Origin of the sequence: Mycobacterium sp. (assembly GCF_049647605.1) — a bacterium.
Taxonomy (GTDB): domain Bacteria; phylum Actinomycetota; class Actinomycetes; order Mycobacteriales; family Mycobacteriaceae; genus Mycobacterium.
The window spans coordinates 1-23,135 of the sequence record NZ_JBARXZ010000141.1 but is presented as its reverse complement, the minus strand read 5'-3'; the positions used below and the strand labels follow the sequence as shown (position 1 = coordinate 23,135).

Here is a 23,135-nt window from a genome sequence, read left to right as displayed (position 1 = left end):
ACCGGAAGTGCCTTTCTTGCCGGACATGATTGTTGCGTAGAGAACACCAATCATTCCAGTTCAGAGGGCACTTTCCTCATTCCGACACCCCATGACCAGCCAATTCATCGGTGGATCGAGGCTAAGTAGCGGTGTGGCGCTCGGCTCTGTCTTCGGCAGTGCCACTGCCGATAGAACAGACGCAGCATCTGCTGCCACCGATTCGTCCGCGGATAGCACGGCTGCGCCACCATCACCCGCAGAAATTCATGCCCAAGACGTCGTTCTCTGTACCCGGTACGCAGTGGTAAACACGACACAGCCACGGACTGATCGCCGAGCGCTGGACATTCTTCCCGCCGCAGCCGCTCTAGAGAACGCACTGGCCGATACTCCCCACGCCAGTCCCTCTGTACGGGCCGCAATTGCCGATGTCGTATCGGTGTATTACGCGCGTATCGCAGCCTACGGCGAGGTCCGGGCCCGCGGTCTCGCTGAACCACCCGCACACGACCGTGTCAACGAGCAGGCCGCCTACGACCAAGTGTGGTCGGTCTGTGGCCTGGACAAGCAGTAGGCCGGAGGCGCTTCATGGCAGCGGTGGTCGGTAACCCGGGTGATGTGCAGCGGCCCTCAGGGCCGGCATCGTCATTGACTGTGCTTGCTTATTGGCCGTCGATCAGCGAGACGGATTTGCAGGCGCTTGCCGATGATCAGCGAGCGATGGCCACAGCGGTGTCCGGGTACGCCGATACCGTGCAGACTGAGATGACCAAGGGTGCGAGCCTGTTGGTAGGTCAGGGTGGCGAAGCCCGTATCGCGTTGATGAAGAAGATGGTCGACCACGCCGACGGTGGTGTCAACCACTTCAAATCTACTGCGACTGCGGCTGATTCATTCCGCGCAATCGTCTTGGGATTGAAGACCGACCTCAGCCGCGTCGCCGACGCCGCAGCCGAAGCATGGGACACCGCCCAATCCAGCGGCGGCACCTCGGCTGCAGTGTCGGCCATGGGCCCGTTCAAGGCCGAAGCGGCCAGCCTCTACAGCACCGCACTAGAAGACATCGCCGCCACACCAGCCGTCCTCCCCATCCCCGAAGCGCCGATCGGCGAAACACCAGACGTGCCAGTGGACAACACTGCGGAGCCAGTCAGTCACGGCGACTCGGCCAACAACGACGAAAAACAACTCGCAGAAGACACGACGGAGGAGCCAGATGGACTGGCCAGCGATAGTGCGGATGAAAAACCACTCGTTGAAGAGCTAACGAACGGCACCGCAGCTACCAACGGGCAACCGAAGCAGGACGAAAAGCAGATTGCTTCGCCGATCGATACCGAGGTCGGAGCGCCCATGAGTCTGCCGGCAGCAGGTCTGCCGATGAGCGGCGCGGGTACGGGTTCTGCAGGTGGAGGCATGCCGTCGGCGGGTTCGGCGGTGGGTGGTTTGCGCCCGCCGCAGATCCCGAGCAATCCGTTGGGTAGCGGGGGCAAGTCGCTGTCGGATGCGTTTACTTCGCCTGCGGCGGCAGCAGACTCGCTGGGTAGTGGCGGGTCGTTGACGAGTGCTGCGTCGAGCTTCAATTCGGGGCTGGCGTCGGGCATTGGTTCTTCGGGCACAGTGTCGCCGCCTCCCTTGGAGAAGTTTGTGGCCCAGCATCCGGGTGCGGCGCCTGCGGTGGCAGCCCCTTTACAGGGTCCGGTGCAGCCGCCGGTGGCGGCTGCCGGTGGCGGTGCTGCGGGCACTGCTGCGGGGCCGATGGTCGGTGGTGGCGGTGGTATGCCGATGATGGCTGGAGGTTCCGGTGGTGGACCCTTGGCGCCGTTTGTTCCGCCTGGGGGTGGGTCGGCGGCGACCCCGACCGGTGCGGGTCCGACGGCTCCTGCGTCGGCGGCGGCCGCGCCGGCTTCGGCTGCACCATCAGGTCAGCAGGGTGGCGCGGCTCCGGTGATGGCGGGTACGTCGGGTGCGGCGACGGCGGCGAGCATGCCTGAGCCCGAGGTGAGCGCGGACTTGATGTTGGCGCGGCAGGTGATCGACGGGTTGGTTCGTGGCACGGATGCGGCCTGGAACACGATCGACTCAGGATTCGTGAACTGGGCTGTTTCCGTGGTGCGTACACAGTTTGGGCCGCAGCTTGTCATCGCCTCTAGCGCGGGCGGTGGGGTGTATGTGCCTGCGTCGGTGTACATTCCGACGACAGCGCGGCTCGCACCCCGTGATCCGGCGTTGCCGATGAGGTGGGCGGATCGGTATATGGGATGGCGTCGCCCGGCTGATGTGTTGTCCGGGCATGCTGATGCGTTGTCCGACAGAGTATCTGGGGTTGTGCGCAGTGCGTTGGTGACCACTGCGGAAGGTCCGCGTCCGTCGGGGTGGCAGGATTTTGAGACGGTGACAATGCGGTCGATCCTTCATGCGCCGGGGTCTGTACCGGTCCTCGACGGTGAACATCACCATCGCCTATCAGCTATTGATCCTGCTCTAGCACAACAGATTTCAACGATAGTAGGTGGTCCGTCTGAGGTTTCTGTGGCTGCAGTAGTCACCCGGGCTGTCGTGGAGGCGGCGGCCCAAACCGTGGCGGCCACCGGGAACGAAGGGAAGCCGGTGTGCGGTGCAGACGGGCCTTACCAAGTCGCTGAGCTCGCCGACCTGGCGTTCCTCAATGAGCTCGCCCAGGGCACTCCCGTGGACTGGGCTGCTTACAACAGCGAGGTGGCCCAACGGCACGACGGAAATGCGACGATTCCGCACCTGAGTGGGCCGCTGGATCTGGACGATTCGGACCAGTCGTTGACTGCGCGCATGTTGTATATCGCGTTCTACCGCACTGCGCTGATTGCTGAGTTGATTCGGCATTGGCAGCGGCCGACGTCACCGTCCTTGGCCGACATCGTGTACTGCGCGAAAGTGGCCGGGTTCGGCTCGGTGGCCGTCACTATTTTGGAACGCCAATGCCGATGATTCCTCCTGGCGACGACGAGTTCGATGCGGACAGTTTGAAGGGGCTTCGTGGGGACACGTTGCCCAGCTCGGCAAAGTCAGTCTCGGTGGGCAAGGGCGACGAGTTCAGCGCACGTAGCTGGCTGGGGGCCGTCCAGGACACCGGGATGTCTGCGATTCCTGGCTTCGCCCACGTTCCTAGCTGGAATGAATCCGTCATGGCTGTATTCGCCCGGATTGTGGCCGATGCGCGCTGTGGTGCGCTTGAGCCGGATTGGCGGGAGATTCGTGCCGGGGCAGCCAGCAGGCGATTGCAACACGCACGTGCTCACGAGGGCATCGGCGCTGATTGTATAGTTCTGCCGAGCCCGTGGGCTTATCCGCTTACATACCAGGCCGAGACCGAAATTCTTGCGTTACGCGAGGTCGTGGAGGGCGGACCGTGGGATTGGGAGCCGACCGCACCTGTGTGCCCTGATCATGCGTTGCGGGCCTGGTGGATCTCCTGTTCGGAAATCATCGACTTCGGAGAAACATCGGAGTTGTATGACGTGCAACAGCGCAGAGGAATTGGTCAGAGCCATCTGGCTAATACCGTGTTGGGCATCGAATCTGAGGCGAGGATCCGGGAACGTGCCCTAGCCCGACGAGATTTGCTCACCGAGAGTGTGGAGGCGGCTATTGCCGGTTTGAGCGTTCGTTCACCAGAGCTGCTCAATATTTTCGGCGAGAGGTCGATGCTCTACATGATCAGTGACCCGCGCCAGACCGACTGGGTTGAGAGGGCTGTCGCTCGTACACGACGCTGGGCTGATGCTGATCATCAGCAGCGAGCCGTGCACCTCGAGCGTCTAGCCGACCCGGCTTACCGTGCGGAGATTCAGCGCATACCGGATTACTGGATGAACCACGAAGGGGGACAGTGACGTGGCCGTAGTGCCACCATCGGGAGAGTCCGGGGACCGTATTAGGGTCGACCCGCTCGCCTTGACCGCATCCGGTGCAACGACCGGCGCCGGCGCTGCGACAGTCGCCGCACGCGGTGCGGCCGGGGCTGCGCAGGGTGTCGGCACAGCCTCGCCTGGCGCTGCCACGCAGCAATGCCATCACCAGCACGTGGCCTGCTCAGACCGGCGCGTTTCTGGCGGACCTCAGTCGAGCGGGTAACACCGTCGCCACCGGGGATGCGGGTAGCGCTGCACAGCTGGAGGCCCAGGACGCCGAGAATGCCGCAGACATCGCGGCCGTTGCAGCGGGGTGCGATGACGGTCAGTGTGTAGGTTCCGCCCCAATCCTGCGTTTTTGTTGGAATAGGATCTTGACTGACCAGGGAAGGGGACCTTCGTGGACGCGCTGACCGTCGCTGATTTTGCGGGGGTGGTGTATTCCGCGGGCAAGGTGTTCAACGGTCTATCGGTCAGCCGAAGCGATACCGAGAGTTTCCTGCGCTCCGGCGGTTCTGAGGGTGTTTCCTCGCGTGCCGACCTTGCGCTTCTCGAGGATATGCGTGACGCGGCGCAATTCGTCATCGACAACGCCGGCCATCCGATCGACACCAGCTTCGTGCAGGCCGTCAACGCCACCCTCACCCGCAGCGCAGCCCTGCATCCTGGCCAGCTACGGACCCAGGAACAGGCCATCGGGGTAGCCACGCCGTACGGCCGACACACCCCCGACGCACTCACCGAGAACCAACTCCAAGTCTTGCTGGACAACGCGACTCGCAGCACCGAGGTACAAGAGAACGCTCTGGACTTATTCGTGGGCCTGGCCAAAGCGCAGCCATTCGAGGATGGCAACAAGCGCACCGCCACCTTCGTGGCCAACAGCCTGCTCATCGGTGCCGATGCTGGTGTCCTGCTGACGATTCCGGTCGATGACAACGACCCAGGTGTGGCCAAAGCATTCAACGACCTCTTGGCGAGGGTCTATATCTACGACGAACACGAAGTGAAAGCGCTGCTACACAGCCGACTTCGCGATGCCCAGTTAAATATGGTGCGCCAGTCGTTGATCGCCGGCGAACGCAGCGGCGAAGCCACACCTTTCGATTTCGAAGGGTTTTACCGCCCAGCCCAGGGATTACGAACAATCCAAACCCATAACGCGGATGATGACGCCGGATATGGAACTATTGAGGTGGGGCAGGGGCGGGTTTGAACCGATCGGAATTGATAAAGCAGGCCCTGCGACAAGAACGTCTTCGGATCACCCTCCAGAACTACACCACAACGACGGTCCCGGCTCTCGGCATCGACGGTTACGCGCAGAAGATCTACCAGGCGAATCATGCTGCTGGGCTGTGATCGGCTCCGACGACATAGAGCCCATATCGGTGGAATAACCTGCAACGCAGCGGCAGCATGCGATCGAGTTCTTCTTCCTCGCGGTCACCTCGCTGTAGGGGGTCCACCGGCTGGTCGAGTGGTTTGATCGCCCTCCGATTCCCGCAGCGCGTCGCGAAGGTGTTCCACATCGACGGGCCAGTCATCGGCGGCAGCACTGGCGTCCCCGGAGGCCGATCCAGGCTCCTCCCACACCGCAGCTTCAGCCGGGGGCAGTGGCTCATCAAAATCATCTGGGACAACAAGTTTGGGCAGTTGACCAAACCGTCGCGGGGTAATGGGCGTTGACCCGACGTCACGACCCTCGATCGTCATATGACCAGGATAGTTACCCCGACCAGCAGATACGTTCACACGCCTGTTACCTCTGGTGCAGGACTTAGCGGGCATGGTCGGCGGCGCCACTGAACCACGTGCTGACCCAGCATCCAAGCATTGCTAGCCGTCCGTCCCGTCCTGGGCTAGACAGAGTGTCACCGGATTGCCATCCGGGTCGATAATGGTCGCGACACGCTCACCCCATGGCATGTCGGCGACGTTGGCCAGGACAGGTATCCCGTCATTTCGCAGATCGGTCACCAACGTATCCAGATCGTAGACATAGACATACATCTCGAACCGCGGACCCGCGGGCGACTTTAAACCGTAGCGTTGCGCAGCCCAGTCCCAAGATACGATGGCAATCTCACTTGCACCACGACGCAAGCCGATGTACCCAGGTTCGATATCGGAGGGTAGCTCTACGAAGCGTTCGAATCCCAGTCGCTGCCAGAAATCAGCGGTACGCCTGACATCCGTCACTGCATAAACGACCGGGAACGCACGCAGGGAAGCCATAGAGTCCCAAGCCTAGCTATCTGCCGAAAGCTGTCTCGGATGTAAAAGAAACCAGGCCGATCAGATCGACTGCGGCAAGCCGTAACGGCGGCGCAACTCCTCGCCGCTGATCGCGTCCCCCGCCGCGTAGTCCACATCCGCGGCGGCGAGTTCGTCGACCATCTGTTGATCGGCTTCGGTCATTGCATCGGCCACCACCCCGAGGTCCGTGGGGCTGTCGTGGGTGCCGGCGGCAGCATCGTCGGTCATAGCTCCTAATTTCTGAATTCGAGAGTCACCGCCCGAGGCTCCCGTGACACGCCTCAGGGATAACTCCAGGGGTCCAGGCATTGCACGCCGCCGAGCGGTTCGAAGTGCCGGGTGTTGCGGGTCACGACGATCTTGCCGGCGGCCTGGGCGACGGCCGCGATCAGCGCGTCGTCGTAGGGTGCGTGCTCCGGTACGCGGTAGGTGGCCAGGATGCGCGCGGCTGCTAGATCAAAGGGCAACGTCCGGCGGGTGAAGGTGGGCAGCACCTTGTGGTCGAACCAGCGCCGCAGATGTCCACCTTGGGCCGGGTCGGTGCGTTCCTTGGCGATCACGCCACGCTCGATCTCGGCCAGCGTGGTCGCAGCCACAAACTGCTCAGAGATCGGCACCGAGTCCGCCCACGCCTGTGCAGCGAGGTTGCGCCCCGGCACGCGCAACGCGGAGACCACGTTGGTGTCCAGCACGTAGGTCACAGCTGAGGGGTGCGGGCGGTCAGGCCGAGTCGTTCGGGATCGAAGTCGATGTCATGGCCGCTGTCGGCGGCCAGCAGCACCGACATCGGGATGTTTTCGCCCGCCAATCCCGCGGTGAGGATCGTGCGGGCTTCCGCTTCCACGGAGTGACGGTGGCGCGCAGCGCGGGCCCGCAACGCCGCCTTGGTGCCTTCAGGAAGATTGCGAATCAAGATCTGCTCCATAGCAATGATGCTATCAGGTGAGTGATATCAGATCGAGTTCGTTACCTCCACGCCGCCTCTCTAATTCGTGATCAAACCGGCACGTACCAACAGCACGCCTTCGAGACGATTGACTCACTGTTTCGTTTCTAAAAAGAAGCGACAGGATTCGGTTGTTGTCGTACCCATGAGAGACGGTTGAGCACATGAATGCTGGCCACAGCGAGCGCTGCACCATTCGGATAGTCGGTCTAGTCAACGGTACGCCGACCGATTTCGATGGGCAGTACATCGTCGAGTACGACCCGAGCAGGGTCGGCACTCATCCCGTCACAGGTGAACCGATGCCCGCGCTCCATCTGGTGACGACGCCCGATATCCAGTGGGCGACTCGGTTCAGCGCGACCGAGACGGTAGATCTGTACCGCGCAGTTGACCGCCGCAATCCCACTCGGGCAGATGGCGAACCTAATCGTCCGCTAACTGCGTTCACCATAGAGACCGAGGTTGAGCCGACTACGGAGCTTCCCCCCGCGGGATGGTACGTCGACCCCAAAGACCCGCACTATTGGCGCTGGTGGGACGGCGCAAACTGGACCATCCACACCGGGGCTCGGTAACCACCACGGGAGGCATGGGCACACCCTTGCTATCCAGCTCAGATAGCCCCTTAACCGGACTCGGCGGGGCCCGACGTACGGGAGAATGATGAGCATGTCCTACGCAGCGGAAATCATCGCCGGGTTACGCGATCTGTGCAAAGAACGCCAGGCCATCAACGGTTCCACGTACCTGACCGACAGCGAGTACGCCTCAATCGAGGAAGCACTTCAAGAACTCAAGTACGAGTACGGCTACGGCGGCGCTACAGAGTGGAAAAACTCGCTCAAGCGCTGCCTTTTCGGTTGAAAAACCGGGGCGTCCCCTGTCTCATTTCTTAAGAAACGAGACGGGCTCATGGGGAAGACTCCCCCGTTGCATCGGCCCAGGTGGCGCTGTCTCATATCTCGTCTCACACCGCGTGTCTCGCATCTGCCCTGTCACCGCCAGGTGAGACAGTCGACGAATGACAGCCACTCTCGGCTACGCCCGGATCAGCACCACCGGTCAGGACCTCACCGCCCAACGGACCGCCCTCGCAGCGGCCGGCGTCGACCCCGATCGGGTTTTCACCGACGAACTCTCTGGTGCGGTCGGCAGCGCCCGTCCCGGTCTCGCTGCGCTGCTCGAATACGCCCGGACCGGAGACACCGTTGTGGTGGCCGCCATTGACCGCCTAGGGCGCTCAGCTGCCGAAGTCACCCGCACTATCGCTGACCTCGACAAGCGAGGAATCGTGCTGCGCGCCCTCCGCGAGGGCATCGACACCGCTACCCCCACCGGACGTGCTGTCGCAGCCATCATGGCGACCCTGGCTGAACTGGAACTCGAACTTGGTCGGGAGCGCCGCGCCGCGTCACGTGAAGCCCGCCGCTCACGCAGCCTGCCAGCCACCAAGCCGCCGAAGCTCAGCGCCGCCCGCCAGGAACAGCTGTGCCGGCTGGCGGCCACCGGCGAACCGGTCGACGAGCTGGCTGCCGCATTCGGCATCGGGCGCGCTACCGCGTACCGCTATTTGTCTGCCGCACGGATAACCACGGCTGGTATCCGTCAAGAGCACCGCTAGGGCAGGTTACGAAGCTGCGACCACGCAGTCCCGGTGTAGTGGTCCTACGTGAAAGTCAGACAACCCCGCACGTGTAAGGCACGCGTCCGTCAGGACGACAACTTGCAGTTCACCCTGCACTCCAGTCGCCGCCGACATGATGCCATCGCGATCCCACACTGCGCACCGCCCTGGAGGGAGGTTCGCGCTGTAGGACCGGCACTTTCTGACGATCTCCGCTTTCCATCCACCACCAAAGCAAGCAGAGGTGAGCCGATACATTCCGGACGTGCCAGGCTGCACCACCCATAGCCGTGCATCCGCTCCGCAGTCGTCCGACCCCGCCCGGTAACCCTGGAGCTCTGAGCCAACCCAACTTGGTCGAGCCAGTCTGGGACTCTCGTCAGGCAACGTGACTGGCGCCCACGGGGATGCTGCACTGTATGCGCTATTTCTCGGTTCTTTTCCTCCGGTAGTCGGTGTAGTTCGATCGGCACCGCTACCCCAGAGAAGAAAAGCGCCGATGACCGCCAAAAGAGCCACCACGCCCGCCCCACTCGTCTTATCTGGCACTCCCCGCGTGTGTGCCCTCACCGGGCGACCATTTCGCATGTATGCCCGGACGTTTGTGACGCGGCCCATGTCTACCCCTTCGCCGGGTTCTTCTATCCCCGCACGTAAGCGTCCCACCAGGCACTGACACCGACACCTGCCGCGCCGTACCCCGCCCCGTGCACCCCTCCCCTGTAAACCTCAATGTGGTCGCTCAAGAATTAACGACCGGGTACCGCAACCCGTAGGAAAGGATCTGAATCCGGATGGACGCCGCAACCGCCCTGGCCGGGACTCTGATGAGGGGTTTCGCATGCTAACCGCCTGGGCCGATGAGTCCGGATCGCGCCCTGACCTCGATCCCGGCGCCTATCTCCTTGCAGCGACTTTGTGCGATGACGACGATGTCGCCGAACTGCGCAAAACCCTCGAAGGCCTGCGCATCGGTGAGACGAAACTGCACTGGCACGGCAGCAGCCCCGACCGCCGCGCCGAGCTGGTCGCGACCGTCGCCCGCCTCCCGGTCACCGGGTTCGTCGTCGTCCACGTCGACAAAGACGCTGACGACCGGCGCCATCGCCGAAAATGCATGGAATTTCTGCTGCCGCACCTGGCGCTGATGCCCTGTTCCACCATCACCTTCGAATCCCGAGGACAGCTCGACGCCAGCGACTTGGACATGCTGCAAAAACTGCGGTCGCGTCGGGTTATCGAATCGACGGTACGGATCGAGCACTCCATAGGCCGCAACGAACCAGCGCTCTGGGCCGCTGACATCGTGTGCGGAGCCGTGGTCCAGGCCAGAATCGGCAACAGCGCCTATCTCGACATCCTCGGCAACGCAGTCGAACTCCACACGATCTGACCGGCAGAAATACGCGAGCCACAGGCCTCGTCGTCCGGCGAGTAATCCTGTGGCTCACTTCCAAACCCACCGCGATGGGACTGGCTACAGCCGCAAGTCTACGACCAAACGGGATCCCCCGCAACGACCTCCGCGAGCACAGACCCGTACACGAGCTAGTGGTGCTAGCATAGCTACGAGCGCTATGCTAGCACCACTAGCTCGCCTTGCTTACGTTGCTAGTTTAACTAAGGAGAGGGATGCATCATGCAGCCAAAACGGCACGCCCTGGCCAATCAAAAGGGCGGCGTAGGCAAGACTGCGACGACACTTGGCCTGGCCAGCGCGATTAGCCACCGCGGGGGGCGGGCTCTCATCTGCGACATGGACCCCCAGGCCAACGCCACTGAAGGACTCGGCGTGTACACCGAAGATGGGCAACTCACCACTGCTGACCTCATGGACCGCACTGAAGCCGGCTCGGCTATTGACGCCGTCGTGGCCACCGACTGGGACGGCGTCGACCTCATCCCGTCGCATCTGGATCTGTCCAACGCCGAATCCAGTGGTGCATCCGATCTGGTGTTTCGCCTCGATGTCGCCTTCGAAGGCTTGGACCTCTCGCCCTACGACGCGGTGCTGTTCGACTGCCCGCCCAGCCTGGGCAAGCTGCTGTTCGCGGTCCTGCTCACCGTCGACAGCGTGTACGCCATTACCGAACCCACGAAAGACTCCGTCAAAGGCGTGACCCGGCTGGAAACCACCGTCCAAAAGGTCAAACTCCGACCCAATCCACGCCTGGAGCTGGCCAAGATCATCATTTCCCGCCGGCAGAACAAGGGCGAGCACATCGACCGTGAGCGCGAGCTGCGCGACGCTTACGGCGACCTGGTGGCCCGCACCGTCATACCCGACCTCGGCGCCCGCCAAGACGCTCACAGCGCCGAAGTGCCCATGCACCAGTTCAAAGGCGGACGAGCCCTCAGCCTGCAAGTCGCATACGACGACCTGCTCGACGAACTCGGCATAACGATCGGAGCGCCCGCATGAGCACCGCACGAAAACCAGCCATCACCCGCACCACTAGCCACCCAGCCGACGCCCTACCCGACAGACCAGGCGTCCTTGCAGCTCAGACCACCCAACCATCGCCACTGCAAGAGCCGGCGCCGCCGGCCGGGGGAGCGGCAGAACGGCTGACCGAACAGCACAATGTCAGAATCCGACCCTCCACAAAAAGTCGCCTCGGGAAAGCCGTCGACAAACTGCGCTACGAAACCGGGGATCGCAGCATCAGCATCGCATCCATCACCGACCAAGCACTCGACGACTACCTCAGCCAGCACGGCTGCTAGCTAGCCGTGCTAGCACAGATAGCAAACCCTCTCATCTTGGGCAAACAGGTCCATATGTAGGTGGTGCGCAAACATTCCAACCCTTCCCCGTAAAGCCCCGACTACAGCTCCGGGAGCGGGAAAGAAAACCTCGCGACCACGTTGGACAAGCGCTACGACTTGGCCTTGTCGTCTTTGGTGCCCTTGCTCACGGTGTCGAGGACTTCCCGCAGCGTCCTGGCGGTGGCCTGCGCCTCGGCGGCGAGCAGTTCGGCGGAGTGGGCGGCCGCTCGCGCGTCGGCGGCGTCCTTTGTCGCGGCCGCAGCTAGTGCTGCCTGCTCGGCGCGAGCAGCTTCGGTGGTGGACAGTCGGGCGGTGAGGTCGGCCAGCTCGCGGCCCAGTCGCGCCGTTTCAGCTTCGGCCGCCTCGGCCCGGGAGGTCGCGGCCGCCAGGTCAGTGAGCGCGTCGGCCTCGGCCTGCACCAGAGTGGCCCGCTCGGCCGCATCCGCTTCGGCCTGCTCGTCCCGGGCCGCGACCACAGCGGCCGACCACAGCGGGTCGAAGACCCGCGCCAGCACGTCGGTCGGTACCGGCGACACGTCCCGGGCCGGCCGATTGGTCCTGAGCCATTCGCTCGCCGCGTCAGTGCTGACCCGGGCCCGCTCACGCAAGGCGCGCACAGTCACCGGCTTGCCCTCCACACTCAGCGCGGCGAACGCGTCGGCCAGCGCCGACGCGGCGCCGGTGTTCTTGACGGCCATGTGGGCCCCTCCCTCATTCAGGTACCTCGAGTAACGTTTTTTGTTCCCAGTACGTTACTAATGTACCTAACGAGACGTGGGAGGCACAATGCCCAGTAACGAATGTCGCAGGCTCGCCGGGGCATGTGGAGCTGCTTAGTTCGCGTATAGCACTGCTTTGCGCTGCTTGCTCGGGTTTAACCTTGGTGAAGCCGATGCATTGCGGTGACATCGGAAGTGGACCCCCAGGAGTTCCTGCCGGAAGACAGGGCCTGGGGGCCGCGTCATTTCTGGGGCTGCATTTCGAGCATCGTCACTTTGGATTGAATGATGCTGTAGTTGCTCGGGATCGCCCCACTCCTTGCGCCAGCTGGGTGACCGGGCGCCGCAGCAGGCACCCTAACACCGCAAAGGTACAAAAAGTAACGTTCTTGGTTACCGATACGTTCCTATATGTACCTACGGCGGGGTTTCCTGGTGTTGCCCGTCTCTCTGGATGGCGACACGGCGGGGAGCCGTCGTCATTGAATCTGTCCGTCTGCGTCATCATGCGTTGTCCACAAACGGACCGCTTGCAGGTCACCACTTTCAAGTGTCAGCTCCCCGTGGCACGCCCCCTTTTGCCAGCCAAGTCCTATTTCCGGACTATCTGGCTCGCTGCTCATCGTGCGTATGCGGCCCGGGCGGGATCAGTTCACGGCTTGATCGCGTTGCCGCAGTGCTTGTTTCGCCGCGCTCAGGATGAATGTCGCGGTCGGCACTTTCGGCCCAATCCGCCAGCTTGTTGTATCGGTCCTGATCGATGTCGATGGCCATACCTAGGTAGTACACATCTCGGGCTCGTTACGTTCGGTGGGGCGGCTAGGTCTGCTGGTGCCACAGGTGGGGTGGTTGCTATGGCTGGCGTCTTGGCGAAACTGTTTAGTTTAGCGGTCGCGGCTGTGGTCTACGTCTCGGTTGAGTCCATCGCCACGATGAGCGGCGTTCCACATGCGGCTGTGGAGTTCGTGGGCGGTGGTGTTGCGCTGCTGGGCTTTTCGGTGGCGGTGCAGGGCGTTGGTGATTGCGGGGGTGTGGTGGTCGGGGTGTAGGCCGGCGGCTTGGGTGAGGGCGGCGTCGGTGTCTGGGCTGGCCTGGTAGTGGTTGATGCGGCCGGTGGATGCGGTGAGCACTGGCGACCAGCGCAGTTCGGTGTGCAGCAGTTTGAGCAGTGGCGCTGCCGGTGGTGGTGGCCAGGTGGCGGTGTTGGTGTCGAGCAGGATGATCCGGGCGTGGGCGGTGGCGGCGTTTTCGGTGAGATCCGCGATGGTCTCGGGGGTGAGGTGTTCGGCGCGGTCGATGATGACGATGGTGCCGGGCGCGCTGTCGGTGAGGTCGATGGTGGCGGCGTCGATGACGGTGGGGTTGATCGGGGACAGGTCGGGGTTGTCACAGATGGTGGCGGGTGCGGCCCAGATCAGCGGGCGCTGCGCGGCGTGGGCGGCGCGGGCGAGATGGTTCATCATCGGTAGCAGTGCGGCGCGGTCGCTGGCGTGGGCGGCGGTGAGCACGAACGGAATGTCGGTGAGTCGGTGTAGGCGGTGGGTGTCGATGTCGGGGTGCTCGGGGATGGGCAGCCGGTCTTGGAAGGCGTGTTGGCCGGCGGCGTCGAGCACCCGCAGTTCGGCGTCGATGCGAGGCAGTAGGTCGGTGATGTGTTCGGCGGTGCTGCGCTGAGCGTGGGCGAATGCCTGCGCGGCGGCGAGTTCGGTGCGGTGCAACTGTTCGCGTAGCGCCGCGCGGTCGGCGCGGTGGCGGGCGAGCAGTGTGTCGTCGTCGGCGCGGCACCGGCGCAGCAGGGCGTCGGCGTCGGCGTGGGTGACGATGTGTTCGCTGCCTCCGGCTGCGGCGGCGCGGGCAGCGGTGGCTTCTTGGAATGCCGGGTGGAACTGCTCGGCGGGGCTGCGGGTGGGTAGCTGGTAGCTGGTGAGGAAGTTCAGGTTCTGGGTGGCCGAGGCGATATCGAGCGGGTCGGCAGCCGGGTCGGCGCGCAATATATCGAGTTCGGTGCGGGCGTGGTTGATGAGTTCGAGGGCTTCGGTGTAGGTGGTCTCGGCCTCGTGCCACTGCGCAAGAACGGTTTCGACGCGGGCCAGGAAGGGTCGATCGGCGTCGGCGGCGTCGCGCATGCGCCGCAGTTCATCGGTGGCGGCGAGCACGTGCGGTCCAGCGCCGGCGGACACTTGTGCAGCGAGTGCACGTAGCTCGGCGTCGGCGGCGGCGTAGCGGGCACGCAACGCGTGCACGTCGGCGCGGTGGGCGGCCAGCGCGGCAGCCGGGGTGGGACGGCTGGTGCTCAGGCTGTCGAAATCCAGGTGCGATTCGGCGTCAAGGACGTCGTGGGCGTACTCGGGTGGGGGCAGTTGTTCGTCGGGTTCGGTGGGCTCGGTGAGGTCGTATTCATCTAGTCCGAGCGCGGCGGCGAGGTTGTTGGGGTCAGCCAACACATCCTCGTGAGAGTGCTGGCGCCAGGCTGGTGCGTTCGCGATATCGGGGTGCAGGTGGGCGAGTTCTTCGTGTTCTTCCGGGGTCAGCGGTGCGTGCTCGGGAAGGGGGATGTCGTGGTCGTAGGGGTCGTCGGTGGTGAACACCTCGATCGAGTAGGTGAGCAGGCGGGCGTACTCGTCGGCGCGTAGGTGATGGGTCAGGTGGGCGTCGGCGTCATAGAGGTGTTCGGCGGCCACGTGCAGCAGATCCAACGGTGTCCACTGGTCGGGATCGGCGTTGCTGATCGCGGAGACCAACGCGGGGAATGCGGGGTCGGCGGCGATCGTTTCGGCCAGTTCGGTGCCGAACACGGTGTGCAGATCGGGCAGCCAGTCCGGGCGCAACCCACCGTTGGCGGTTTCCAGTGCGGCCGGGGACAGGGTGCCGCACAGCCGCCACCACAGGGCGGCGGCGGGTAGTTCGTCGGGCAGCGGTCGGTCGGCCGCGGACTTGCGTACGAGCTGGGTGATGTTGACTCCGGTGCGCGCGGCCGCCGACAGGTGATGCGCCAGCTGTGGCCAGTAGGGGTCGCGGCGGATGTGCGGGTTGATGGAGTCGATCAGGTCGTCGTAGCGGTTGGTGGTGGCGTCGGTGCCGATCAGTTCGGCTGCGCGTTGTTCGAGTCCGCGTTGGGCGGCGCGGGTGCGGGCGGGGTATTGCTCGGGCCCGGCGATGCGGGTGTCGTTGTCATCGACGGCGGTCGCGGCGCGATACACGGCCAGCTCGGCGGCCAGCTCTGCGTTGGTGTCGATCAGGGGGCGTGCCCATCGCGGCGCGGTCGCCGGGCTCCATCCGCGTGCGGTGTCGGCTACCTCGGCGGCCAGTTCGGTGACCCGCTGCGCCCGGGCCGCCAGATAGGTGCTCCACTGAGGGTCAGCGGCGAGGCGTTCGGGGATGGCAGGCAGCCAGGACAGCGGACCGGCACCACCGGAGTGCGCTCCGGTCGGGTCCAGGCGCCAATCGATGACCGCGGCCGGGTCGGCGGCGTTGTCGAATCCGCCGGCAGCGACCACTTTGTCGAGCCGTTTGAGCGGGTGAATTCCGGCGGCGGCGATCAACGCGAGGTGCTGGCGCAGCACCGGCCAGGCCGTGGCCGAGGTGAGTCCGGGCACCAACTTTTCGGCGTGGGAATCCAACTCGGCGTGCTGGGCTGGGCCCAGGCGTGACTCGGCCGCGGCACCGACCGCATGGGCGTACATGGCTGTCGCAGCGGCCAGGCGGGCGGCTGGATCGGTGGCGGCGCGGGCCGCGCTGGTGGCCGACACTTGCGCGGCGTCGCGGCCCAGCGCACGGGTCAAGACGTCCACAGCGGTGTCGGGGTGGGTCGCTTTCGGGGACAGCACGCGGTGTGGGTCGTGTTCGGCGGTGGAGAAGTAGATGTGGTTGCCGTACACCCCTCGGGTGAGTGCGGTGTACACCTGCTGGCGGGTCAACTGGTCAGAGCCCACGGTGTGACACCGGTACCGGGCGGTGGCTCCCTGGGTGGCGTCAATGGTGCGGGCGTAGCCCAGGGTGACGTGGGCACGGACGTACTCGGCCGGCAGGCGCAGGTGCGCCCCAGACTCCAGATGCTTAACGGTGATCGAGCCTTCCGGGTCGACCTCGGTGACTTCCCACCGGTAGCCGTTGCGCACGAAATCAGTCGCACCCAACGCGAGGGTGCGGTCATTTTCCTTGGTGAACACGAGGTCACCGACGCTGGCGCGCGCACCGGCCATCAACACCGCTTCGATGCCGGGGGCGCGGGCTCCGAGTTCGGTGAGCCGGTGCAGTCGGGCGCGGTCGTTGAGTTCGGACACCAGATCGTGGGTGGGCGCCAACAGCAGCGAGTGCTCGCCGGCGGCGATATCGGATTGCCAAGCCTCGAACGCCATGTCGGACGCGGCGGCTTGAGTGCCGACGTGCACGCGCTGCTCATCGAGATAGAACGCGATCCCCGACGGGTCACCGTCGCGCAACGCCAGACCGGCTTGGGCTTCGGCGGCTGAGGCGAACCGCATCACTTGGGACAACGTGATCGCACCGTGGCGGTGGGCCAGGTCGCGCAGCACACCGCCGGCGCTGATCGAGGACAGCTGCTTGTCGTCACCGACGAGGCGCACGCTGGCGCCGCGGGCCAACGCGACCGCGATCATCGAGGCCAACGCCAACGTGCCGGCCTTACCGGCCTCGTCCACGATGATCAACGTGTTTTCATCGATCGCGTCGTACCACTGCCGCGCCGGATCACCGGGGGAGATGTCGGGATTGTCGGTGAGCCAGTTGAACTTATCGAGAGTGTCACCGACTTCGACTTCGATTTCCTCGCGCAGCAGCTGCGCCGCACTCGCACTCGGGGACAACCCGATGACGGTGCCCCCGGCACCTTCCCAGGACCGCGCGAGCGCGGCCATGGCGGTGGTCTTACCCGACCCGGCCGGGGCCAGCGCGAGCATGACCCGCTGCCCGCGACAGGCCATCTCGCGGACCAGTTGGGCTTGGCCGGCGTTGAGTTCACGCCGATGCGCGGCCTGGGCCAGTAGTTCGATCTCGACGTCGGCGGCGGGCACGGTGCGCCCATCGCGCAGCTCGGCGGCGGCCAGGATGGAGCGTTCGGCGGCCAGGATTTCGTGGCTGGTGTAGGTCTGCGATCCGACTTGGCGGTACACGCTGGAGCCGTCGCGGCGGCGCAGCCGGGCGGGCTCACCGAGGTCAGTATCAGGACTGCACGCGTGGCGGATGCTCAACGGTTCGGCCAAGGCGGCGTCGGTGATGAGTTCGGCGATGCCGTCGATTCCGGCGTGCCCGGTGACCCGCACCACCCGCAACGCTTCGGCCAACACATGGGTGCGGTTCCAGGTGGCCCGCGCCGCGGAGACGGTGGCGATCACCTGGGCTGCGCGCGCTTTGATCCAACTGTCGGTGACCTCGGCCGGTGTCGTGGTGCGCCCGGCCAAGGACCGGGCGATCATCGCGTTGACCGCCTCGTCGCTGCCCAACAGACCGACCGCTTGAGCACGCCACTCTTGGCGTTGTTCGGCCAGTGAGCGTGGTTCGTGCTTGGCGTCGCGGGTGGCCAAGGTGGCCTGCTGGAACATCGCGATCGACTCCGGGGTGGTCGGCTCGCGGCCGTGAGCGGCCTGAAACTTCTTGGCCAACACCGCATACTCGGCGTCGATCGCCGCCCGGCGCGAGGACCACAGTTCGTTGAGTTCGCGGCTCACCCCGACCACTTCGCGGACCTCGCGCTTGCCTTCGCGGGCATCACCGCGAGCGGCGAACCGCATCCCCAACACCTGACCCAGGTAGGCCTCCAGTCGCGAGTTGTACAACTCCGAGGCCGCGACGGTGGAGGCATACAACGGCCGACCATCGAGGGCATACCAGCGGGCGATGCCGTCGGTGCCGCGGGCGCGGACCTTGTTGGAGATCGCGACGTGGGTGTGCAGGCCGGGGTCCGACGCCCGGGTGTCGCGGTGCAAAAACTCCGCGGTGATGAACCCTTCGGTGTCGACCTGGGCCACGCCCTGGGCGCCGATGCGGGTGTAGGCGGCCTGGTCTTGCAGGAAATCCAACGCGTCTTGGACGGCCTTGCTGTGGCATTCCTCGATCTGTTTGGCGATCGGCTCCGGGCACAGCGCATAGAGCGCGGACACGCTTTTGACCGGAGTGAAGGTCATGTCGTAGCCGGCGACCGAGGTGGTTTGGTCGCGGGTGCCGCGGGCGATGAACCCGGTCAGTTCCCGCTCATCCAAGGGGGCGCGGCGGTGCTGTTCTTCGAACATCTCGGTCGCGATGTCGGTGCGCATCTGCGCTCGCACCGACTCATCAATCGCGGCGTTCCAGTGCGCACCGATGGACAAGTTATGGTCCCGGTAGGCCAGCGCCAGGCGCTGCTGCAACTCGGTTTCCCCGGCATTGACCCGAAACGGCCGCCCCAGCGAAGTCGCGGTCAGCGCCGAGTTCTTGCGCGCCCCTTGAGCAATGAGCTGCTTGGTCAACGCTGAGGCGTTCGGGTGCACGCCCAGCCCGAACAACGCCTTCATCTGATCCTCGGTGACCTCCGAGCCCTCGGCCACCGACCACAGCCGGTCCCCGGCGTCGGTGCGCGTCCAGTTCTCCGAACCCGCCGACAATCCGGCCAGCCCGCGCCCACCCCAGCGGCCCGGGGTCTCACCCTTCGAGGAGTAGTAGTCGCCCAACGATTCCGGGCCATGAGTGCGGTCATGGGCAGCCACCTGCCGCACCAGGTACAAGTACCCGGAGCCAGCCGTGAGCTTGTGGATGCCCGCGTTCACCTGCCCAGCGCACCGATTTCTCACGACGAAACCAAGGCCGCTTTCCGCCAGCCCCCGAACGGACCGTTACCCAACCGTGACCTAAGTGCAAGAGGTGTGTGGGACCAAACCAGGCTGGAAAGCAACGATGCAGGTCAACGAGGATGAGACAGTAGGCTGAACGGGATTGACGCTGACAGCAGAAGTGCTGAAACAGTGAGCGATTCAATAAACAGGGCACAGTAGGCGCGAAGGTGAACGACGTGACCAACAATGGAACGGCCGCGAGTTACACACCGGCACAGGCCAGCGCGTTGGCGTTGGCCGCGACCGGTCTGGCCGGGTTCGCGGTGTCCGATTCACTTCGGGAGTTGATGGCGCGGATGACCGCGGGGAACTGACCGAGGACGCTGCCGCCGCTGAGGTACGTGTCCGCTTCACTCAGCCGCCGGGATAACGCGCACCAACGCCAGTTCGGTTCATGACCGTGCGGCACGATGACCGCCGATCAGCAACACACCCGACTCGGGCCATCACGTGGTGGACGGGTCATCCTTCCCGTCTGAAAGGGCCTTCACGTTATGGCGATTCGCAGCACCCACAAAGGGGATAGGGCGCAACTCGGACCCCGCGTCGATCGGGTTGTCTACGACGCCGTGGCCGCCCACAGCGGCCAGTACGGCGGCGACGGCATACCGATGTCCCAATGGGTCGCAGACCTTCTGGCCGCCATCGTCGGCCACCCCGAACTCATGCGTGAACTCGACGGCGAGGATGTCGCTCAGATCTTCGCTCGTGCCCTGGACAACCCCGACCTATTACGCGGCCGCGGCTGATTCGACGGCGTGCGCCACACGCCACAGCGGCCATGACTACCGATGAACACGCTGGTGTTGCTCGCTACCGCTACACCACGGCGGGCACGGTCTCGGTCACTATCCGTGCGCCCATCAGTTCGGTCACGAGTGTGATCGCGGCGTACTCCTCGTCGGCCGGAGGTGGCCCGTGAGCCATCACATGAGCCAGGTAGTCGTCCTCGTAGGTGAGCACCGGGTGGCCGTGCGGGCTTGCGTGGACACGTTCGGCGGCCTCTGGGGTGATTGCCTTCAGCGCATCTTGGTGGGCTAGCCATTCGTGCCAGGCGGCGCGTTCGCGACGGTAGCGCTCGATCCGGTCGGCCTGAACCTCATCGAGCCGGTGCGCGGCCGCGATGGCATCCAACGTTGTCGGGCCCGGCACCACGGTGCGGCCTTCCCTGGCGACCAACCCGGCGGCCGCGAGCGCAGCGATCGACAGCTGCCCGGTGCGTGCGCTGATACGCGCTGCGGCATACACGTCGGCCGTCCGAGTCATCCCCGTCTGGGTTATGAGTTCGTACACCGCACGGTGATGGCGGCCGAGGATGCTCCACGCCGGGTGCACATCCGACACGCTCACCCTTTCCAACGGGACCGGCGTGATCAAGTCCGGAGTCTCGGTGGTCAGGGCGTAGAAGTCGGCGTCTCGCCCGATGCGGCGCCTCACCAACAAGATCGGGGAACCCACCATGTCCCGTATTCGTCGCAACACCTCGAAGGTCGTAGTGGCCGGCATCAACCCTGCCGACAGCGATAACCCCCGACCTCCGACCCCGACGATTGGAGTACCGGATCTCAGTTCACCGGCAAGCACAGCCTTGATCGCCAGCGCCTGGAGTACATCGCGCACCGTCCATCGAAAAGGGCTGCCGGCGAACTCGCGGTCTGCCCAAGCCAGAGCGTGGGCCAGCCAGCGCCCGTGGGGGCCAGTACTGGTGTGCCCCCCGTGTGAGTTCTTTAGCCTGTGTGCGGGGAGATTCGCTTTTACGGCGAGTGTCGCGGTGTAGTCCAGGGCGCGGCGGACATCGCGGGCGAGTTGGGCGTCAGCGCGGATGCCGTGCTTGGTGCGGTACGAGTCGCCCAGACCACTCCACGGCCGGCCGGGTTCGGCCTGGGCACGGATATCGGCCAGGCTGGAGCCGCGCAGCACGGCGTTGAGGACCACCGACATGCGTGCTTCTGAGGGGCTGTCCCACCTGCCGTGGTCACGGGCCAGGGCTGCGTCGCCGATCGCGGCGAACTCGGCGACGCCGGCCGGGAGGGGCTTGTTCCAGCGGGCGGGCTCGGCCAGCCGCTCGTCCTCGCCGGCATGAGTCCTCGTGACACCCGGCGACGGGAGGCCAGCCGCATTGGCCGGCTGCGGTGGGGTGGGCAGGGTGCCCAGCAGTGCGTAGAGCTCGGGCAGCAGAGTGGGGGCGCTGCGCTCGGTGAGCGCTGCCACGGCGTCGGTGAGCGTGCCGTCGAGGATCCGGTGGCCACCGCCTGCGCACGGAGTGCCCGGCACACTGATGCAACCCTCTTTGGGGTTCTGCATGGGTTTGGGGTCAAAGCTGGGCAGCCGCGCCTTGAGCTGGCGCATCAACGACTGAATCTCGTCGAAGCTGGCGGTGGTGCCGATGGCCAGCGGCACCAAGATGTGGCGACCGCCATTGGTGGACCGGTCCGTGACGACACGGGCCCCGCAGGAGGTCAGCCAGCCCAGCGCGCGCGCGAAATCGGCGTCGACCTGAGCCTGTCCGTGGGGCTTGCTGTCGAAGTCCAGGGCCAGCAGCGTGGTCCGGCGGTGGGTGTACAGGTACACCGCGGCCATCAGCGTGGGCAGCGTGTCGGTGATGCGCCGGGTCTTGCGGTACTCCTTGGTGTCCGGGTCGAACACCTTCACCCGATCCCGACCCGGCTGCGACAGCCGCCGAGCCAACGCCTTCCACACCACCGCCGGCGCGGCCGGAGACACGTTGTGAACAGTCACCGGCACACCGCCGCCAACAACGACCTATGCCGACGGTGCGGCGCCGACAAGTGTGCCCAGTACAGCGACACGGCCAACCAGCTCAGACGGGGAGTCCGCGTCGGCGTGCACCCAACACGCTCGATCCAGCCACACCACGGCTGCCCGGCATTCGCCCGCGGCACAACGGCGGGTAAAAGATCACGATTTCGGTCACGGTTTCGCGCGCCACCTGTACCTGTTAGAGACAGTGCGCTACCGTGAGACGAGTCGTCCAAGACATCGCCCCTTCGGGGGTAACGGGTGCGGACCCAGACCTGAGTTGGAGCTCAGATCGAATCCCGGCGAGACGAGGCCCCTTCGGGGGCCTTCGTCATGTCAAGGGGTGATCCGCACCGCTATGGATTTGTCCATCTGCCCGGCCGCGTACACCGGGCCGTGGTGCTCACATCGCCAGCGGCAGAACCTCCTTCTCAGACCCCTTGTCGAGTTCGCGAACAAGATGTCCGAAGCCCATGTGCCGGCAGATGATGTCGGCGAGGTAGGTGGAGCGCTGCATTCCGAGTCGCTGATGGTCACGCTCGACAAGCTGTGCGACGGGTAGCGGCAGCCGTACTTTGGCGTGCGGTCCGATCGCATCCGTTTCGGCGTCACGTGTAGGGGGCTGGGTTTCAAACAGGAGTTGCTGTGGCAGATGACGCATGAGGTCGTGTCGGTTGTAGTGGAAACACACGATGTCGGTCAGCAGAGCTGACCTGTCGATGCTGTAGTCGGCCGCGGCCGCGGCCGCGGCGTTGAGAACGGCGACGGGCAGTGTTGCAGTCATGACGGCTCGCTCCCCCAAGGACGGGCGGCCTCGACGAGTTGATCCGGGCATAACAGGAGATCCTGCCGACACCTTTGCCGGAAATACCGAAGGCGCGCCGGGGTCGCGCGCGGTTTTCTGGCGATCTTTTGCCCGGCTACCTGCGAAAATGCTTCATCAGTAATCAGATGAGTCAGCCAGAATCAGCCGGCAAACACGGCACACCCCCCACTTAGGGCGTCATTAACGCGTTCTGACTCGCCAGTAAACGGATCAATCAATGTGATTCACTTCGTAATCACATTGTGCACCAGCGCAATTCAACCGTGATTTTGTCGGTAGTCCGGCTTACGCTGCCCACATGGGAACACAAGAGCCCGAATACCCAAGTGCCGCGTGGCAACCCACACCGCCACGACGCCGGTGGCTAACCCCTGCCATCGTGGCCGGTACCGCGGTGGTCGCCCTAAGCCTCGATCCGTGGACTGACCTGATGGATGTGGTTCTGAGGTGATGGCGCCGGTCGGTCGTTGTGCTGGCAGCGGGTAGCTGCTGGTCTGCCCAGCTTTTCCTGTGTGCTCCGGTAGGGCCTG

21 protein-coding genes and 1 pseudogene are annotated in these 23,135 nt (G+C 64.7%); 13 read left to right on the top strand and 9 right to left on the bottom strand.

Annotation, left to right across the window (positions count from 1 at the left end; all coding sequences use genetic code 11):
- Positions 1–283 precede the first annotated feature (283 nt).
- From WBB07_RS18410 to WBB07_RS18390, 5 genes and pseudogenes are all read left to right on the top strand, one after another.
- Positions 284–556: a hypothetical protein gene (locus WBB07_RS18410; RefSeq protein WP_526309829.1), complete on the top strand. Its 273-nt coding sequence runs from the start codon at positions 284–286 to the stop codon at positions 554–556.
- Positions 557–570: 14 nt separating this feature from the next.
- Positions 571–2,949, top strand: coding sequence for a hypothetical protein (locus WBB07_RS18405; protein ID WP_526309828.1), 2,379 nt, complete (start codon positions 571–573; stop codon positions 2,947–2,949).
- Positions 2,940–3,854, top strand: coding sequence for a hypothetical protein (locus WBB07_RS18400; RefSeq protein ID WP_267304318.1), 915 nt, complete (start codon positions 2,940–2,942; stop codon positions 3,852–3,854). Before WBB07_RS18405 ends, WBB07_RS18400 begins: the two co-directional genes overlap by 10 nt.
- Positions 3,855–4,431: 577 nt before the next feature.
- A complete protein-coding gene (locus tag WBB07_RS18395; RefSeq protein ID WP_267304320.1) occupies positions 4,432–5,088 on the top strand; it encodes a Fic family protein in 657 nt (218 codons plus the stop codon).
- Positions 5,079–5,234, top strand: a pseudogene (locus WBB07_RS18390) (antitoxin); the annotation flags it as partial. The gene WBB07_RS18395 and the pseudogene WBB07_RS18390, both read left to right, overlap by 10 nt.
- Before the next feature lie 477 nt (positions 5,235–5,711).
- Here WBB07_RS18390 and WBB07_RS18385 read toward each other — a convergent pair.
- From WBB07_RS18385 to WBB07_RS18370, 4 genes are read right to left on the bottom strand one after another with little or no spacing between them, the layout of a single operon-like run.
- Positions 5,712–6,110, bottom strand: coding sequence for a VOC family protein (locus WBB07_RS18385; protein ID WP_267304317.1), 399 nt, complete (start codon positions 6,108–6,110; stop codon positions 5,712–5,714).
- Positions 6,111–6,170: 60 nt separating this feature from the next.
- Positions 6,171–6,359, bottom strand: coding sequence for a hypothetical protein (locus WBB07_RS18380; RefSeq protein ID WP_267304316.1), 189 nt, complete (start codon positions 6,357–6,359; stop codon positions 6,171–6,173).
- A gap of 53 nt (positions 6,360–6,412) precedes the next feature.
- Positions 6,413–6,832, bottom strand: coding sequence for a PIN domain-containing protein (locus tag WBB07_RS18375; protein WP_264075176.1), 420 nt, complete (start codon positions 6,830–6,832; stop codon positions 6,413–6,415).
- Positions 6,829–7,044, bottom strand: a complete 216-nt coding sequence (locus tag WBB07_RS18370; RefSeq protein ID WP_267304319.1) for a FitA-like ribbon-helix-helix domain-containing protein — start codon at positions 7,042–7,044, stop codon at positions 6,829–6,831. The genes WBB07_RS18375 and WBB07_RS18370 overlap by 4 nt, the downstream gene beginning before the upstream one ends.
- A 197-nt stretch (positions 7,045–7,241) precedes the next feature.
- Between WBB07_RS18370 and WBB07_RS18365 the strand changes: the two genes are divergently transcribed.
- The 6 genes from WBB07_RS18365 (at position 7,242) to WBB07_RS18340 (ending at position 11,431) form a co-directional block, all read left to right on the top strand.
- Positions 7,242–7,655: a DUF2510 domain-containing protein gene (locus tag WBB07_RS18365; RefSeq protein WP_372507741.1), complete on the top strand. Its 414-nt coding sequence runs from the start codon at positions 7,242–7,244 to the stop codon at positions 7,653–7,655.
- A 94-nt stretch (positions 7,656–7,749) separates the two neighbouring features.
- Positions 7,750–7,944, top strand: coding sequence for a hypothetical protein (locus WBB07_RS18360; RefSeq protein ID WP_267304315.1), 195 nt, complete (start codon positions 7,750–7,752; stop codon positions 7,942–7,944).
- 157 nt (positions 7,945–8,101) lie between these two features.
- Positions 8,102–8,701, top strand: a complete 600-nt coding sequence (locus WBB07_RS18355) for a recombinase family protein (protein WP_526309827.1) — start codon at positions 8,102–8,104, stop codon at positions 8,699–8,701.
- Positions 8,702–9,545: 844 nt separating this feature from the next.
- A complete protein-coding gene (locus WBB07_RS18350) occupies positions 9,546–10,097 on the top strand; it encodes a hypothetical protein (RefSeq protein ID WP_526309826.1) in 552 nt (183 codons plus the stop codon).
- Between the two features lie 246 nt (positions 10,098–10,343).
- On the top strand, positions 10,344–11,126 hold the full coding sequence (locus WBB07_RS18345) for a ParA family protein (RefSeq protein ID WP_526309825.1): 783 nt from the start codon (positions 10,344–10,346) through the stop codon (positions 11,124–11,126).
- A complete protein-coding gene (locus WBB07_RS18340; RefSeq protein WP_526309824.1) occupies positions 11,123–11,431 on the top strand; it encodes a hypothetical protein in 309 nt (102 codons plus the stop codon). The genes WBB07_RS18345 and WBB07_RS18340 overlap by 4 nt, the downstream gene beginning before the upstream one ends.
- A 152-nt stretch (positions 11,432–11,583) precedes the next feature.
- Here WBB07_RS18340 and WBB07_RS18335 read toward each other — a convergent pair whose 3' ends face one another.
- The 3 genes from WBB07_RS18335 to mobF all read right to left on the bottom strand — a co-directional run bounded on the left by WBB07_RS18335 (position 11,584) and on the right by mobF (position 18,953).
- The gene (locus WBB07_RS18335) at positions 11,584–12,171 is read right to left on the bottom strand and encodes a hypothetical protein (protein ID WP_526309823.1); all 588 of its coding nucleotides are present in this window, start codon (positions 12,169–12,171) and stop codon (positions 11,584–11,586) included.
- A 624-nt stretch (positions 12,172–12,795) separates the two neighbouring features.
- The gene (locus tag WBB07_RS18330) at positions 12,796–12,966 is read right to left on the bottom strand and encodes a hypothetical protein (protein WP_526309822.1); all 171 of its coding nucleotides are present in this window, start codon (positions 12,964–12,966) and stop codon (positions 12,796–12,798) included.
- A gap of 110 nt (positions 12,967–13,076) precedes the next feature.
- Positions 13,077–18,953, bottom strand: coding sequence for a MobF family relaxase (gene mobF, locus WBB07_RS18325; RefSeq protein ID WP_526309821.1), 5,877 nt, complete (start codon positions 18,951–18,953; stop codon positions 13,077–13,079).
- A gap of 242 nt (positions 18,954–19,195) precedes the next feature.
- On the opposite strand from mobF, the gene WBB07_RS18320 reads away from it, so the two are divergent.
- Complete coding sequence (locus WBB07_RS18320; RefSeq protein ID WP_526309820.1) at positions 19,196–19,333, top strand: hypothetical protein; 138 nt, start codon at positions 19,196–19,198, stop codon at positions 19,331–19,333.
- Positions 19,334–19,513: 180 nt separating this feature from the next.
- Positions 19,514–19,768 (top strand): toxin-antitoxin system, encoded by a 255-nt coding sequence (locus WBB07_RS18315; protein WP_526309819.1) that lies wholly within the window; start codon positions 19,514–19,516, stop codon positions 19,766–19,768.
- A 70-nt stretch (positions 19,769–19,838) separates the two neighbouring features.
- Here the strand turns inward: WBB07_RS18315 and WBB07_RS18310 are convergent, their stop codons facing one another.
- Both WBB07_RS18310 and WBB07_RS18305 read right to left on the bottom strand, forming a co-directional pair.
- Positions 19,839–21,758 carry a hypothetical protein gene (locus tag WBB07_RS18310; protein WP_526309818.1) on the bottom strand — a complete coding sequence of 640 codons (1,920 nt, stop codon included), beginning with the start codon at positions 21,756–21,758 and terminating at the stop codon, positions 19,839–19,841.
- 424 nt (positions 21,759–22,182) lie between these two features.
- A complete protein-coding gene (locus WBB07_RS18305) occupies positions 22,183–22,563 on the bottom strand; it encodes a hypothetical protein (protein WP_267304308.1) in 381 nt (126 codons plus the stop codon).
- Positions 22,564–23,135 lie beyond the last annotated feature (572 nt).